The following is a 14,509-nucleotide window of genomic DNA, read 5'->3' as shown; positions in this document are numbered from 1 at the left end:
CGAAGGACAGTTAAATCGCTCGGCTGACTGGCCCTGGGCTACCGCCCTACTGCGTCCCTCAACACATTTGTTAATAGCATTCCATGACGACCAAGCCTCGACCGTCGCTGACGGGATACAAAGTGCTGCACGACCCCCATCGCCTAGCGCTCGTGCGAGGCGTTGTAGCGTCCCGCGAGACTGGCAATCACCGCCACTAGTTCGACGGGATCCACCGGTTTGGGAAGATGCATCTGGTAGCCGGCTTGAATAGACCGGATTCGATCTTCGGGACGGGCAAAGGCCGTCAGGGCCAGCGCCGGCGTTTTTAATCCTTGCGCGCGAACGCTGCGCATAAATGCGTATCCGTCCTGATAGGGCATGCCGATGTCGCTAATAATTACGTCGGGCGAAATGGCCGGCAGCAGCGATATGGCTTCAGAGGCTGATGCAGCCAGCGTCGGTATGCCTTCGCACTCGATTAAAAAGCGTCGCACTAGCTCCCGCGCATCGGGCTCGTCATCGACCACCAGAATCTTGAGCCCTTTGAGTCTCGGCCGGTCGCGGGACAAATCATGCTTCGAGATAGAGCCGGGGTGAATCGCCGGGCCAGGTTCTGGACCATTTACGACGCGCAATGGCAGCTTAATGAGGAACGTGGCCCCCTGGCCTATCCCGGCGCTTTTGGCGCTAATCGTGCCGCCGTGCATTTCGACGAGGCTCCGCACGATGGATAGTCCCAGGCCGAGTCCGCCATGCTTGCGGGTGGTGGACGCGTCGGCCTGCGTGAATCGCTCGAAAAGTTGCGGGAGAAACTCGGGGGCGATGCCCTCACCATTATCCGTAACACTGACTTCCAAGTGCGAATTGACGCGCTCTGCCAGCACGTGCAGCTTGCCACCTTTCGCCGTAAACTTGATCGCGTTCGTTAGTAGATTCCAGAGCACCTGCTGTAGTCGCCCCGGATCGCCGCTGACCGAGCCAATCGACGGGTCGACCACTTTCTCCAAACGTATTTCCTTGGCCGTAAGCGCCGGAATAACGGATTCGAGCGCCGCATCAATAACCTCCGAGAGCGCCACGTGTTGCACGTCTAGACGAACCTTTCCGGAGATGATTCTGCTCATGTCGAGCAGATCTTCGATAAGCTGCGTTTGCACCCGAACGTTACGATCGATAACGCCTATGCCTTCCTCGACCATTTCTCGATCGCCGGAGTTCATTTTGATCAGCTGGGCCCAGCCGACGATGGCATTGAGCGGCGTCCGCAATTCGTGGCTCAAAGTTGCCAAGAACTCGTCCTTGATGCGACCTGCTCTATCGGATTCTTGCCGCGCGGTGCGCTCGCTTTCCAAGAGCTGCTGTCGCTCAATTTGGCCAAGTCGAATGGACTCGAGATGATCGCGAATCTGATATTGCCACTGCCGGCTGCGAATTGCGGACTGTACGGCGCTAACGACCGAACGTGTGGGCGCCGGTCGCTCCAGCAGAGTGACATTTCTCAGGTCGCGCAGCACCTTTGCGGCGACTGGTGATGTGACGCTACCCTTCATTAACATGACGATGGGCAGGTTCGACCAGGTGGGCTGATGCTCCAAGGCACCGAGCAATTGCTGAATGCCGTTGGCACTAATGATTTCTTCTGTGATCAGGACGGCGCCGGCTCCTTTATAGATTTCGTCGGCCAGATAGCGCAAATCGACGCATACTTGGCAAGCGATGCCGGCTTTGGCCAACAACGATGCAGTGACGTCACCATCTTTGCGTGTGGGCGTCAGCAAGAGGACGCGCTGACTAAAGTCTTCGGGAGTCATTGCGGCGTCCATCGACGACTTCATGTGGAGAGAGCTGGTCCTCGCCGACGTGCACGGGAGTGCCGGTCAAAATGCCGCGGAATTGTACAAGCGGCTCACTCAGATGAATGCCTTTGTCGTCGAAGCGGAGTTCGCGAATCGACTCTTCATGCGCCCCACTGCGTTTTTTAACAACGGAAATGGCCTTTTTTACCTTGCCCGAGTATTCGAAGTAGCGGAGCAAGACGACTGAATCGGCCAGATAGCTCGTATCAACGGGTGATTGCATGTTCGTGCCCAGCATCCCGTGTTGAGCGACGACCAGGATTGTGGTGACGCCCTGTTTGCCCAGGTAGCTTAGAAGTTCATGCAGTTGCGCGGTGAGGAACTGCTCCTCGGGCATGGCATTCATGTAGCCATTCAAGCTGTCAATAACAATCACCCGAGCGTTATCCTGTTCGACGGATTCTTGTACTAACGAGGCGAACTCTCCGGGCGATAGTTCCGCAGGATCGATCTGATGCAGCTTTACCTGGCCCGCTTCGGTTCCTTCCTTGAACTTAATCCCCAGCGCAGCAGTGCGAGCATCTAACGTCGCCAGGCTTTCGTCGAAAGCAAAAATGGCAGCGTGATCGCCACGTGCAGCGGCCGCTACGGCGTATTGCACGGCGAGCGTCGATTTGCCAGAACCGGCTGGACCCATGAGCAGTGTACTGGTGCCTCGATCGGGGCCACCACCCAAGAGCGTGTCGAGTGTCGTGACTCCGCTCTTGATGTGCTCAGGAACGAACGGTTCGTTATGTTCGGACGCCACGATCCGCGGGAACACCACGAGCCCCCCTTCGCGAATCGCGAAGTCGTGGTAGCCTCCGCGATAAGAACTTCCGCGCATTTTCATCACGCGCAGCCTGCGCCGCTCGGCTCCATAAATCGGCGCCAGCTGATCCAGCGAAATGACCCCGTGCGCGATGCTTTGCAATTGCAAATCAGAGCCTTCTGACGTGTGATCGTCGAGAAGCAGAACTGTACATTTACGACCGATAAAAAACTGCTTCAGCGCGAGGATTTGGCGACGATAGCGCAGAGAGTTTTGTGCCAAGAGTCGCAATTCAGAAAGGGAATCGAAGACGACCCTCACTGGATTTATCCTGTCTACAGCCGCCAGAATCTTTGATGTGGTTTCCGTGAGCTCGATTTCGGAGGGGTGATACATCGTCACTAGCGACTCGCCATCGAGTTCCTCGGCTTCAGCAATAAGCTCGACGATCTCAATGCCGTTCAGCGACCAACCATGCGATTTGGCGCCCGCAACCAGTTCTTCCTTGGTCTCGGAAAGCGTGATGTACAGAGATCGTTCGCCTGCTTGCAACCCCTCGCGCAGGTATTGTATCGCCAGGGTGGTCTTACCCGCACCGGGATCTCCGTCGATAAGATAGAGACGGTGCGGTATCAGGCCGCCGTTCAGGACCTCGTCTAAACCTGGAATTCCGGTTTTTGATCGGATGATCGACGAACTGTGCGCTAGTTGAGCCATGCCGCTCTCCAGAACCCTGAGAAGTTGCCGCCTGAGCTCGGACGAAGGCTAGTTGACACTCTCTCTATCCTTGGGGGAAGGATTCAAGACGGCCGAGTGGTCGTTTCTGGGCCGCCACCTGAAGTTCGTCCGACCTTCCTCTTACGCCGTTTTTACCATATCGAAGGGCTCTAGAACGACGACCCCGCTTCAGTTTGGTCGTCGCCAAAGGGTGCTATTGGCGCTCGTGCTTGACGCCGTAAGTCTTGTTGTAGGGCGCGGCATCCGAGAGGGTTTCTTCGTCGAGCGACGGCGTACTACCTGCGACCGGGATATCGACCCCGCGGTGGTCGCCCCTTGTTGATTCAGCAGTCGATCGGTCAGGGCGGGCATCCTCGGCCATGCGGCGTTCTGGTTTCCCTTTTGCCTGCGGATTCTTTGCGGTCGCCTTTGCTGGGACTATTTTCTTTGTCATGTTCGTAGCTCCTTCGGTAGAGATAAATCCTGGCCCTGGATGTATTCCAAAGCGGCTACGATATTAGCAAACGGCGTGCCGGGGAACGCCCTTGCATACCCGCACTTGAGGAGGACGTTCTAAACGCCTTCTATCTGGCCAATGCGAAACCATCGCGCTCGTTCGACGCGCAGCGGAGCACCGATTGTGGTTTTCGACCGGTGGGTGCCAAAACGGAAATTCCCAAGGCACCGCTCACGTACCACAGGGCAAATTTCCGGCCAGAGGCGCAAGAAAGCGCGTGCCAGCTCGGGGAATACTTTGCTGCGATGCGTCCAGTACCGGAGGGAGGTCGGCCCAGGCGCGACCGGCGACCGTCCATTGATACCCTCGGTCGTAGAGGTTGCGCATAGATGCTTCGTCGAACACCATGCCGTCCTCCTGGATGGGCCAGTCCTGGGGAATGGCGGCAACGCGAAAGTCCATTCCGGTAAGCATCGTCAGCGTGTAAATGCGCACCAGGTCATTACGCGTCTGGGCATGGGTCAGCGCACTCAACGATCTACTGGCGATCTTCAACGCGCGATCCTCAATGCATTTGGGATCTGGAAAGGCCTTGCCGGCGACCACGACGTAAACTCGCGAGCCGGTAAGGGGGCGCCGGCCGCCACTGAACTCGGCCGGGTCGATCTGTAACATCGACGAGCGAAAGAAGACCTGAGCCGTGGTCCCGCCATCGACGTGCATTTCCGAATAACTTTGGCCATTTACAGAGACGTCGATGTTAACGGGGGGAAAGAACCCAGGTGCCGAGGCCGATGCCAAAATGATCTTGCGGTAAAGCACGAGTGATTCAGGATCGCCCTTCGAGGCGATCGCCCCCATATCCCAGATGACCAGACGACCGGTGTCCAAGTTGGTGGTGCCGATAAAAAGCCGCCGTCCTTCAGCGTGCGCCTGAGCCACTTCGCAGAGCAACTGTGGACTGACGCCGCGTTCGATGGCGCACTGCAGTGGTGTGGACGACACAAATGAGTCAGACCATAACACGGCTGGCTTAAATCGCTTGTGGTAGACGTCGGCAGTAGTGGTCGTGGTATAAAACTTGCGCAAGGCCTCATCGTAGCGCGGGCCCAAAAAGGCATAGGTAGCGATCAGCGCGCCCGTGCTGACGCCGCTGACAATGTCAAACTGGGGCCGCTGGCCGCTGGCGGTCCAACCATTGAGCACACCCGCCGAAAATGCGCCGTAGCTGCCGCCGCCGGACAATGCCAAGGCGTTGTACTTCTTGGCGTTCGAGGCAAGTTCCGGCGATCGCGTGGATTTCAAGCGGGTGAGAGTTTCGGTCAAGACTTCTCGTTCGAGAGAGTGATGCCCTTCCGTCGTGGAATTCAGATCGACGGTCGCGTCGGGAGTAAGCAAACCTGTGGGGACACAGGGGCCCGTATGCTGCACCTGCACGCAGCCAAGGCCCGAAGCGACGCAGAGGGTCGCACAGAGTGCGAAAGTCCGGGGAGCGGCGCGTGCGGTGGAAACCAGCGGGGGCCTTGGCATTCTTCGTTCCATCGAACCGCCCGCGCGCACGCCGTGACAACCAATTGCACAACTAGGGTCCAGGCAAATATACCCTCAGTATTTTGTGGGAGTCGGCGCCACGGCGCGGGTAGATCGAAATGCGCGGGTGCTTTGCAAGCGCTGCGCGGTAGAGGCAAGAAAGTTTCCCCGGGCAGCAAACCTTTACTGGCCGTCAAGGACTGCGCAACCGGAACGCGATGGAAACAACCGGGCGTGCCGCAGTTGCGCTATCGTGACGACATCGAGACGGGGCCGGTCTTTGTCCATGCCATTGCTCATGGATCACCGCTTGCCGGCAGATCGTGGGCAGACGGGACATCGTCGATCTAGCAATGGTCTGCGGTGGAGGCGATACAATCGCTCTCGCGCTAACCAATAATCACTTTGGGATGGAGCTTGGGATTCGGTTCTGCCTTGCGAATCAGATCGCGGACGAGCCAGGGAACGTTTCCTTCTCCGAAGAGGAAGAATCCGATGCTGGCCGCCAGTTGGTTGTCGTCAGACCAGCCGAAGTGGATCTCGGGAGGCTTGCCCACGCGCGAAAGCTCCAAAGCGATGGTCGCCACGGCATGTGCGATCGAGGCGCAGCGCGTGACGCTGATCACGAACCGGCCGTCATGATCGATCACTTCCATCAACGGGCTGTGCTGAAACTCGCTGGCGTCCCCCAGCTCGGCTTCGATGAACACCATCGGCATGTCGTCGGGAAGCCGATGGCGGCGGCGGATGCTGGCCTCCTTTTCGTCCAAGCCGCGCCGGCCGGGACGATGAGGTACGAGCACCGGAAACTCCAGGTGCTTCAGGCTGTCCCACAGAAATCTAGACTCGCTGTTGGCAAAGTCGAATGCCTTGAAACGCAGTTCGGTGCTGCGTTTGACCCGCGATGCGAACGAACTGATCACGACGGCGATAATGAACCAACTGGCGATCTTGATCCCGTCGGGCCGCTCGATCATGTTCGCGCCCGTCGTGAAAAAGAATACGAGCGTAATAAAAACGAAGATCCACGGCGTGCGCGTTAGCCAATGCCCACTGCGCTGGCGATACAGATCGATCACCGTAGCCAGGCAGGCGCTGGAAATCAAAACTAGCACGCCCGTGGCATACGCGCCCCCTTGGGCGCCGACGTCGGCGTCGAACATCCAGGTGACGAACAAATTGATGGCCGTGAACAACACGACCAGCGGAAACACAACCCGTGACCATTCGGGCGCCATGCCATATCGTGGCAAGTATTGCGGCACCAGATTCAACAGCCCGGCCATCGCGCTAAGACCGGCAAAGCTGAGAATGAGGACGGTGCTTAGGTCATAGATCGTTCCAAACGTCTCGCCAAACAGGGAATTGAGCACGGCAGGTCCCTCGCCATGCGCCAAGTAGGCCAACGCGCGGTCGGCTGCGGGGCCGTCTTTGTGCAATGCCTCGGGCGGAATGAGCGTGGCAGTTACAAGTGACGAGCAAAGCAAGTAGATCGACATGATCACGGCTGCCGTGATTAATAGCTTGCGCGTGTTGCGAATTCGGCCGCGGGGATTATCTGCCGTGTCGCTGGGGTCTCCGATGATTAACGGCATCACGGCGACGCCCGTTTCGAAACCGCTTAAGCCCAGCGCCAATTTGGGAAACAGCAACAAGCTGATGGCTAGAATGCTCCAACCGCCCGTTCCGGCGAGTGGAGCATGCTCTAAATGCCAATGTCCAGCAACTACGTTCGTATACCAATCGTGCAAATAGTGGGGATTCGCGAACAGGTGTCTCAGGCCGCTGCCGATGACCAACACATTCAATATCAGGTAGCCGCCGACGATCACCACCGCCAGCCCGATAGCCTCTTTGAACCCGCGTATGAACGTGGCGCCCAATATGACGAGCAATGTCATAGTCAGCCAATTGCGCTGCTGCGTTTCGGTCATTTCGCGAATGATGGGTGGAACGTTTTGCCAGATGGGATTGTCCATCAGGTGTACGGCGGCGTCGGCTGCCGACAACGTCTTGGTGATGACAAAGTCAGTAGCCGCGAATCCTAACAGTGCAAGGACGATGGCTTTTCCCGTCCATCCGTGCATCAAACGTTCGAGAACGGCGATCGAGCCCTGGCCATTGGGAGAGCAGGAAGCGACATGGGCATACACCGGCAGAGCGCCGAAGAGCGTAACGGCGACTAATACCACAGTGGTTAAGGGCGCCAACAGGCCTGCCGCCTCGAACGCTATCGATGGCTGATACGCCAGCGTGCTGAAATAATCGACGCCGGTCAGGCACATCACCCACAGCCAAAAGGTCTGGTGGCGAGGCTTCTCGATAGCTATTTCACCGGAAATCTTTGCCGGTGGTGGCCCTCCATGCTCTGGCGAGGTCGGATCGGCATGCGAGACGATTCTCGATGGCTGCAACGGCGACCGCTTGATTGACCACATTTCCGTTCACCACGCTGGCTGCGGGCGTTGCATGCGCGAGCCCGGTTTCCTAGACGTCCCGCGAGCGAAACCCATCGCAGCGCCGTCATACTATAGCCAGTGTTCAGTCCCCATCACTATCAAGATTCTAAAATCCCAAAAGAACTGCCCAATTCTTCCTCCGGAACATTGGCATGAACAAATTCGATGCGCAACGTCTCTTAGGTACGTGATGCAAAAGAAGGGACAAGGAGCGAGTCAACCGCGTCACCGGACCAGTTTTTGAATCGCCGAGTCTGGAAAATCCAATGTTGGAGCTCACCATAAGGCAGCTTTCCAGACGGCATCAGCCTGTCGTCAGCGGATAGACATATTGAAGCGACGGCACCTAAAGGCTTTTGCGAGTGGCCGCCGCATGGACCATTGCTACATTACTAAAGCTTAATCATCGTGGCTGACCGGACATCAGCCAGGGTTGGGTATCCGTCGATGGCCATCAACAGATCGGCTTCGGCGAGCAAACATCGCAATACATGGACGATGCCATTCGTCCCATCCAGGGCCACACCCCAGGTGCAGGGTCGCCCGATACCAACTGCCGTGGCGCCCAGCGCGATTGCTTTGACGATGTCGGTTCCCGTTCGAACTCCGGAATCAAATAGCACCGGAACAGTACCCGCTGCTTCGACAACCGCCGGTAACATTTCCAAACAGCCGACGCCGCCATTGGCTTGCCGGCCCCCATGAGTGGAGCAGTAGATGCCGTCGACGCCGCCGTCGATCGCTCGCCGAACGTCGTCAGGATGACAAATGCCCTTGAGCAATAGTGGAAGCCTCGTGAGCGACCTTAACCAAGGGAGGTCGTTCCAAGTGAGCGATGCTCCGAACGTCTTTGCCCAAAATTGAATGGCCGCAACGGGATCTTCCTCGGGAGGCTTGGCCAGCCGCGAGCGGAACACTGGATCGGTGAAATAATTCGCCAGGCAGTGCCCGCGCAATTGCGGAAAGTTTGACCGCGTCAGATCCCTTGGTCGCCAGCCTGCAATCCAAGTATCGAGCGTGACGACGATTCCCTTGAACCCTGCCGCTTCTGCGCGATGGACAAAACTCTCGGCGACGCCGCGATCGTTCGGCGTATAGAGTTGAAAGAAGCCCGGCACGCTACCGAACTCGGGGACGATGGCCTCGATGGGGTCTACGGTCAGAGTGGATGCCACCATTGGCACACCCGTCTTGGCGGCGGCACGCGCGGCCGCCAAATCGCCGTGGCCATCCTGGGCGCAGATCCCCAGAACTCCAATCGGGGCCATGAAGATCGGAGTCGGCAGCTTCATGCCAAACAACTCGATGGATAGGTCGCGCCTTGAGGCGTCGACCATCATGCGAGGGACGATGCCCCACCGCTCGAACGCCGCGACGTTGAGGTTTTGGGTCCGTTCGTCTCCACAGCCACCCTGCACGTACGAGGAGATAGTCTCTGACCAGGACTCGACGGCCTTCTTTTCGAGCGTGGCCATGTCGATGGGAAGCTTGGGCAAGATTCCGCGCAGCCCGGCCGCGTAAATTTCTAATTCGTAGTCGCCGTACATCTTTAAAACGATCTCCTTGTCTTTGCAACTTGAGAAGGCAAGTGCCTCGTGGAGGTTCAACAGTTGTCGGATTCTAAGCCCTAAGCACGTTCGATCGGTTCTTATTGATTCACGAGCGAACGAATTGGATTCCTAATCTACGCCGACTGACGAGACTTTTATATGGCACCGCTTCGGGACCTTCAAAGCGTTCTCGCGGCTGATTTCGACGCGGCGAGCCTGCCTGCCTGGTTTGAATGGCTGAGAGTCAGCGGGGTGCCTCAAGCGGCAAGCAGTGAAAGCTTCGCGAGGCTCGATCGCCACAGCAAAGCACATATCGGCAAGAATCGGCGAAATATCGCTTTTGCCGAGAGGGGCAGATAAGCGGCGAGAGGCCGGCAGTCCGTATTCAGCTGCTTCAACGCTGATACTTTTTGAGAAAGCCAATCAGCTCGGGGAAGTTGGGCGGCTTGACAATGTAGCCATCGAATCCGACTTCCGCCGCTTTCCTTCGCGACACTTCGTCCGTCCTCGACGTCAAGGCACAGACGGGATGGTAGGGAATCGCGGGATCGGCTCGCATCCTGCGAACCACCTCGAATCCATCCATATCAGGCAAGCCAAGGTCGCAAATGACGACATCAAGTGACTCTTTGCGGGCCATATCGAGAGCCTGCGATCCATCGTGTGCCACCACGGCCCGGTGACCGTGTACATTGAACAAAGCCTGGAATACGCCTGCCGCCCCCTTGTTATCTTCGACGATCAAAACATTGAGGGGCCGACCCCGATCGACAGTTGCCATGACGAAGGTCCTCCTGACTGATGGCGTCGCAAACCATGTGCCGTTTCTACTTTGGAATAGAGAAGTTGGAGAAGCGTGCATAACTGTCGACGCGATCTTTTCCGTCTGGCAACGCACCTCCGAGCGGCCACGGCGGTGCCAATAGCACTCAGCCGAGACCACGTTCAATGCGTCTGCCCGCTCCCGGCCCGCAGGACGCCATCGGGGTTGTCGAAGGTCTCCTTTAAGCTTGCTGAAAACGTCAACCAAGCCGTGAGTGATGAATAACGTCGAGCCGCCAGCGGCTAGACTTGCAAGATGTCCCACACGGATTCGCATTGTCCATCGGCTGGGGCGTACCAGTGGAAACGATGTTGCCTATAATGCGACTGGTCCGACACCAAAGAGTCAGAGATAAGGGGGGACACCCGCTGTGACAAAAGATAAAAGCAGCCTATCGTGTCAGGCGCAATCTGTGGGCCGTCGCCGTTTCTTGCGAACCGCAGCGATCGCCGGCACGGCAGCATTCGCCGCTCCAGCCATCCTGCGGGCTAGAAACCTGAACGAGAAGCTCAACATCGCCGTCATCGGCTGCGGCGGACGTGGCGCGAGCAACATGCAAGCCGTCGCGTCTGAGAATATCGTCGCGCTATGCGACGTGAATTCCGACAACCTTGCTCGCGCGGCAGAAGCACATCCGCAGGCGCGTCGTTTCGACGACTTTCGCAAACTTTTCGACCAAGCCGGCGAGGTCGACGCCGTCGTCGTCAGCACCTGCGAACACGCGCATGCCTTTGCCACACTCCCGGCGTTGCAACTCGGCAAGCATGTCTACTGCGAGAAACCGCTTACCTACAATGTTTGGGAGGCGCGCGTTATTCGCGAGGCAGCCGCACGCGCCAACGTTGCCACGCAAATGGGGACGCAAATCCATGCCGGCGACAATTACCGCCGTGTCGTAGAACTGATTCGAACCAGCGCAATTGGGCCTGTGCGAGAGGTTCACGTTTGGGTTAACAGAGCCTGGGGCTGGCAAGCCCGTGAAGCGGATGCCACGCAGGCCGGCGACATCGTTTTTACGGAGAGCCGGCCCGCCGAGACACAGCCGATTCCGCCTGACCTGAATTGGGACCTGTGGTTGGGGGCTGCGCCCGAACGGCCGTTTCACAGCGTCTACTTTCCCGGACCAAAATGGTATCGCTGGTGGGATTTCGGCAACGGCACGATGAGCGATTTGGGCAGTCACTGGGTCGACCTGCCGTTTTGGGCGCTCGACCTGAAAGCGCCACTGGCGATCGAAGCCCAAGGGCCGCCGCCGCATCCGGAAATCGCGCCGGCTTCCATGCAAGTCACCTATCAGTACGGATCGCGCGACTCATCACCAGCGCTCGAGTTGACCTGGTATCAAGGCCGTAACAAACCGAAGATCTGGCAAGATGGCGGGATTCCCAGGTGGGACAGCGGAGTGCTTTTCGTCGGCGACAAAGGAATGTTACTGTCCGACTACGGCAAATATTTGCTATTGCCGGCGGACAAGTTTGCAGGGTTCGCGCCACCCGAGCCATTCATTCCCAAGTCCCTCGGACATCATGCGGAGTGGTTGCACGCCTGCAAGACGGGCGCGCCTACGACCTGCAACTTCGAGTACGCCGGCTGGTTGACCGAAGCCAACCATTTGGGTAACGTCGCCTTTCGCGCAGGTATGCGGCTCGAATGGGACGCGGCGAATATGCGTGCGACAAACTGCTCGGACGCTGAACGCTTTCTGCGTCGCGACTATCGCTCGGGATGGAAATTAGCCTGAGTTCAAGAATCCAAGGCGACGTACGGCGATCCGACGAACGCCGCCCCGCACAGCCGAATGTCAGGGGCGAGCCGTGGACTCGGCACCGTCCACATATTGACGCAGAAAAACTTTGCGTGCTCGGGCTCTCCGTCGAACAGCTCCGCCTATTTCTTTAGACGATGGTTTTTGTAGAGGGCGTTAGGCAACGAACAAGTTTTTGCGTGCGGCCTGTGAAATGGCGACAACCGCCGGATGTCGCAACCGTCTTTCGACAGAAATCGCATAAAAGCGTTCCTTTGCCTCGGCCAGTTGCCCCAAGACGCATACGTCGTGTTGCTTGCAGATCACCTTTTCCACGACGGACGGCGCTGCGAACAGTCCGACGCCTTCCTGCCCCAGGACCTGCAAGATGGCAGTGTCCTCGACCTCGCCCACGATTTGGGGCACCAAATTGCGTTCGTAGAACCATTGGTCCAAAGTTCGTCGCAGTGACGTATTTGTCGTTTGTACCAGCAGGGGCGCACCGTGCAACGACTGGGGGAAATTGCGCCGATATTGTCGAGCCAACTTTCGCGTCGCGAAAATGCTCACGCCGCTCTCACCCAGCAGGTGCGTGAAGGCGCGGACATTCATGTCGGGACGGGCACGACCATCCACCAGTACCAGGTCCAGGCTGTGCTCGGCTAACTGCGTGAGCAGACGGTCGGTCTTGTCGATCTTCATCACGATCCGCAGGCGCGGTTCGAGAACCAAAGCCGGCTCGAGCAGCTTGTAAGTGGTCATTTTTGGTAGCGCATCCGAGATACCCACCGCGAAGCGCGTCGTCGCGGCCAATTTGTTACCGCCGACGACTTCCGTCAGTTCGCGTCCCAGAGCGAAGATCTCCTCAGCGTATCGCAACACCTGTCGGCCGACCTCGGTCAGCACCAGGCCTCGACCTTGCTTCTGGAATAATCTCTGCCCGAGGGCCCGTTCTAGCGCGCGCACCTGAGCCGAGACGGTGGGCTGGGAAAGGTGCAGTGCTCGTGCGGCACGAACGACGCTACCCTCGCGCGCCACCTGCCAGAAGTAGAGAAGATGATGATAGTTCAGCCAGTCCACGCGCTTCTCCTGCGGAAAATTGCTCAGGGCTCATCCCGACACCGACGGATTGTCGGGAGTGCCGGGAAGGGCAGCCGTTGTAACGGCAACTAGGCGTCTGTTTCCTACCGACGTCCTATAACGACATTCAATAAATATAATTGGTTACATAGGAAATGCCTATGGACCGAAATCATGATTTGTCCGCATTTTTCACGGGCCTGCCAATCCTCAGCCGCCAGCTGTTGCTCGGATTTCAGCGATTTGCTGATCCATAGAGTTTTTCGATGGATCCCATGGACACTATCTATTGGCTCTGATGGTTTGATCGCCGATAAGATTCACTAGCCAGGTGTCGCAAAGTGGATGTCGCCGATCCGATGCCTTGTAGCGGACGAGTATCCAGCCGAACGAGGTTAGCGGCTCTCCATGACAGTGAAACGTCTTCTGAGTCTCGGCGGCGCACCGAGCGTGAGCCTGGTCCGAGGCAAAGATTGGAAATCGGCCCAGTTATAGCGCCAGGGACAGCGACGTCGAGATAAGAATTAGTCGAAATACAAATTAAGGGAACGAAATGGTAGTGCGTATCCACCGCTGTGCAGCGGTTTTTGATCTCAAAGCCCTGCAAGTGGCACGCTGCGGCCGGGGGTGGACTCGATGAGCACGCTCAACTATCCGAACCAGGCGACGAGAGCAGACGAGCCAGGAAGCCGGCGCCCTGAGACGCCGGATGAGGTATTGCTTGCCCTAGCGGAAGGAAACCAGCGTTTCGTCCGCGGCGAGACCTTGGCGTCGCATCGAAATATGGCGCGACTTAAAGAGGTCGCGGCGCTGCAAGCTCCGATTGCGGTCTTCCTAGGCTGTGCCGATTCGCGAGTTCCCGTCGAAATCGTATTCGACCAAGGGTTCGGCGATTTGTTCGTCAACCGCATTGCTGGAAACGTAGCCACTCCGGAAATCATCGGCAGTTTGGAATTCGGTACATGCATTCTCGGGGCGAAAATCATTTACGTGTTAGGGCATACGTCTTGTGGCGCAGTAACCGCAGCCATGAAGCGCGAACCACAGCCGGGCCAATTCAGTTCGCTGTTTCAGCATTTGCGTCCGGCGGTGAAATCGTCGGGGAATGATGTCGACCGCGCCATCCGCGAGAACGTCATCAATCAAGCCATGACCGTGGTCGAGGCCTCGCCCGACATTGCTGCACTCATCGACGAGGGCAAGCTCAAGATGGCGGGAGGGGTCTACGATCTGGCCACGGGAATCGTCACAACCTTACCGGTTATGCCCAGGTAGTTCCTCTCGACCTGAAAGGGACGGTTTGAAAGGCTGTCGGCGGGGATAGGCCGAGAGTTTTGCACCTAGCCGTCGTTGCGGCTCCTGTTGGGCAAAGCCAAACAAATGTTCGCATTGAACGCGTACCTTGCGGTAGCATTCGCAGGATTCATTCTCGATCCACGCGCCGACGGTGAAAATCCGTAGAGATCACGCTCTCGACGGCCATCAATGCGCGGCGATCAATCGCCGTGACGCAATGCGCCGCGCAAGGAGCGCCATCCCTGCGATCCGTTTCGACCGAGA

10 protein-coding genes are annotated in these 14,509 nt (G+C 57.7%); 2 read left to right on the top strand and 8 right to left on the bottom strand.

The annotated features are described in order from the left end of the window. Window positions 1–143: 143 nt before the first annotated feature. The 7 genes from VGG64_15335 to VGG64_15305 all read right to left on the bottom strand — a co-directional run bounded on the left by VGG64_15335 (window position 144) and on the right by VGG64_15305 (window position 10,083). Window positions 144–1,805 (bottom strand): ATP-binding protein, encoded by a 1,662-nt coding sequence (locus VGG64_15335; GenBank protein HEY1600975.1) that lies wholly within the window; start codon window positions 1,803–1,805, stop codon window positions 144–146. Next, the gene (locus VGG64_15330; GenBank protein HEY1600974.1) at window positions 1,774–3,306 is read right to left on the bottom strand and encodes an ATPase domain-containing protein; all 1,533 of its coding nucleotides are present in this window, start codon (window positions 3,304–3,306) and stop codon (window positions 1,774–1,776) included. The genes VGG64_15335 and VGG64_15330 overlap by 32 nt, the downstream gene beginning before the upstream one ends. Window positions 3,307–3,520: 214 nt before the next feature. After that, window positions 3,521–3,760 (bottom strand): hypothetical protein, encoded by a 240-nt coding sequence (locus VGG64_15325; protein ID HEY1600973.1) that lies wholly within the window; start codon window positions 3,758–3,760, stop codon window positions 3,521–3,523. 234 nt (window positions 3,761–3,994) lie between these two features. Continuing rightward, complete coding sequence (locus tag VGG64_15320; GenBank protein ID HEY1600972.1) at window positions 3,995–5,293, bottom strand: patatin-like phospholipase family protein; 1,299 nt, start codon at window positions 5,291–5,293, stop codon at window positions 3,995–3,997. Window positions 5,294–5,682: 389 nt separating this feature from the next. After that, window positions 5,683–7,731, bottom strand: coding sequence for a hypothetical protein (locus tag VGG64_15315; GenBank protein HEY1600971.1), 2,049 nt, complete (start codon window positions 7,729–7,731; stop codon window positions 5,683–5,685). Window positions 7,732–8,144: 413 nt separating this feature from the next. Beyond that, the gene (locus tag VGG64_15310; protein HEY1600970.1) at window positions 8,145–9,299 is read right to left on the bottom strand and encodes an alpha-hydroxy-acid oxidizing protein; all 1,155 of its coding nucleotides are present in this window, start codon (window positions 9,297–9,299) and stop codon (window positions 8,145–8,147) included. Between the two features lie 397 nt (window positions 9,300–9,696). Next, on the bottom strand, window positions 9,697–10,083 hold the full coding sequence (locus VGG64_15305) for a response regulator (protein ID HEY1600969.1): 387 nt from the start codon (window positions 10,081–10,083) through the stop codon (window positions 9,697–9,699). 454 nt (window positions 10,084–10,537) lie between these two features. Between VGG64_15305 and VGG64_15300 the strand changes: the two genes are divergently transcribed. Beyond that, on the top strand, window positions 10,538–11,866 hold the full coding sequence (locus VGG64_15300) for a Gfo/Idh/MocA family oxidoreductase (protein ID HEY1600968.1): 1,329 nt from the start codon (window positions 10,538–10,540) through the stop codon (window positions 11,864–11,866). A gap of 180 nt (window positions 11,867–12,046) precedes the next feature. Here VGG64_15300 and nhaR read toward each other — a convergent pair whose 3' ends face one another. Beyond that, the gene (gene nhaR, locus VGG64_15295) at window positions 12,047–12,949 is read right to left on the bottom strand and encodes a transcriptional activator NhaR (GenBank protein ID HEY1600967.1); all 903 of its coding nucleotides are present in this window, start codon (window positions 12,947–12,949) and stop codon (window positions 12,047–12,049) included. Between the two features lie 636 nt (window positions 12,950–13,585). Here nhaR and VGG64_15290 point away from each other — a divergent pair. Beyond that, complete coding sequence (locus VGG64_15290; protein HEY1600966.1) at window positions 13,586–14,224, top strand: carbonic anhydrase; 639 nt, start codon at window positions 13,586–13,588, stop codon at window positions 14,222–14,224. Window positions 14,225–14,509 lie beyond the last annotated feature (285 nt).

It is taken from the genome of Pirellulales bacterium, assembly GCA_036490175.1.
Classification (GTDB): Bacteria; Planctomycetota; Planctomycetia; order Pirellulales; family JACPPG01; genus JACPPG01.
The sequence above is the reverse complement of the archived record's forward strand: the minus strand, read 5'-3'. Positions and strand labels throughout refer to the sequence as shown.

What these genes read in the sequence shown, in the direction of transcription:
- VGG64_15335 (HEY1600975.1), bottom strand. Translation starts at nt 1,805, where the DNA reads ATGGACGCCGCAATGACTCCCGAAGACTTTAGTCAGCGCGTCCTCTTG.
- VGG64_15330 (HEY1600974.1), bottom strand. Translation starts at nt 3,306, where the DNA reads ATGGCTCAACTAGCGCACAGTTCGTCGATCATCCGATCAAAAACCGGA.
- VGG64_15325 (HEY1600973.1), bottom strand. Translation starts at nt 3,760, where the DNA reads ATGACAAAGAAAATAGTCCCAGCAAAGGCGACCGCAAAGAATCCGCAG.
- VGG64_15320 (HEY1600972.1), bottom strand. Translation starts at nt 5,293, where the DNA reads ATGCCAAGGCCCCCGCTGGTTTCCACCGCACGCGCCGCTCCCCGGACT.
- VGG64_15315 (HEY1600971.1), bottom strand. Translation starts at nt 7,731, where the DNA reads ATGTGGTCAATCAAGCGGTCGCCGTTGCAGCCATCGAGAATCGTCTCG.
- VGG64_15310 (HEY1600970.1), bottom strand. Translation starts at nt 9,299, where the DNA reads ATGTACGGCGACTACGAATTAGAAATTTACGCGGCCGGGCTGCGCGGA.
- VGG64_15305 (HEY1600969.1), bottom strand. Translation starts at nt 10,083, where the DNA reads ATGGCAACTGTCGATCGGGGTCGGCCCCTCAATGTTTTGATCGTCGAA.
- VGG64_15290 (HEY1600966.1), top strand. Translation starts at nt 13,586, where the DNA reads ATGAGCACGCTCAACTATCCGAACCAGGCGACGAGAGCAGACGAGCCA.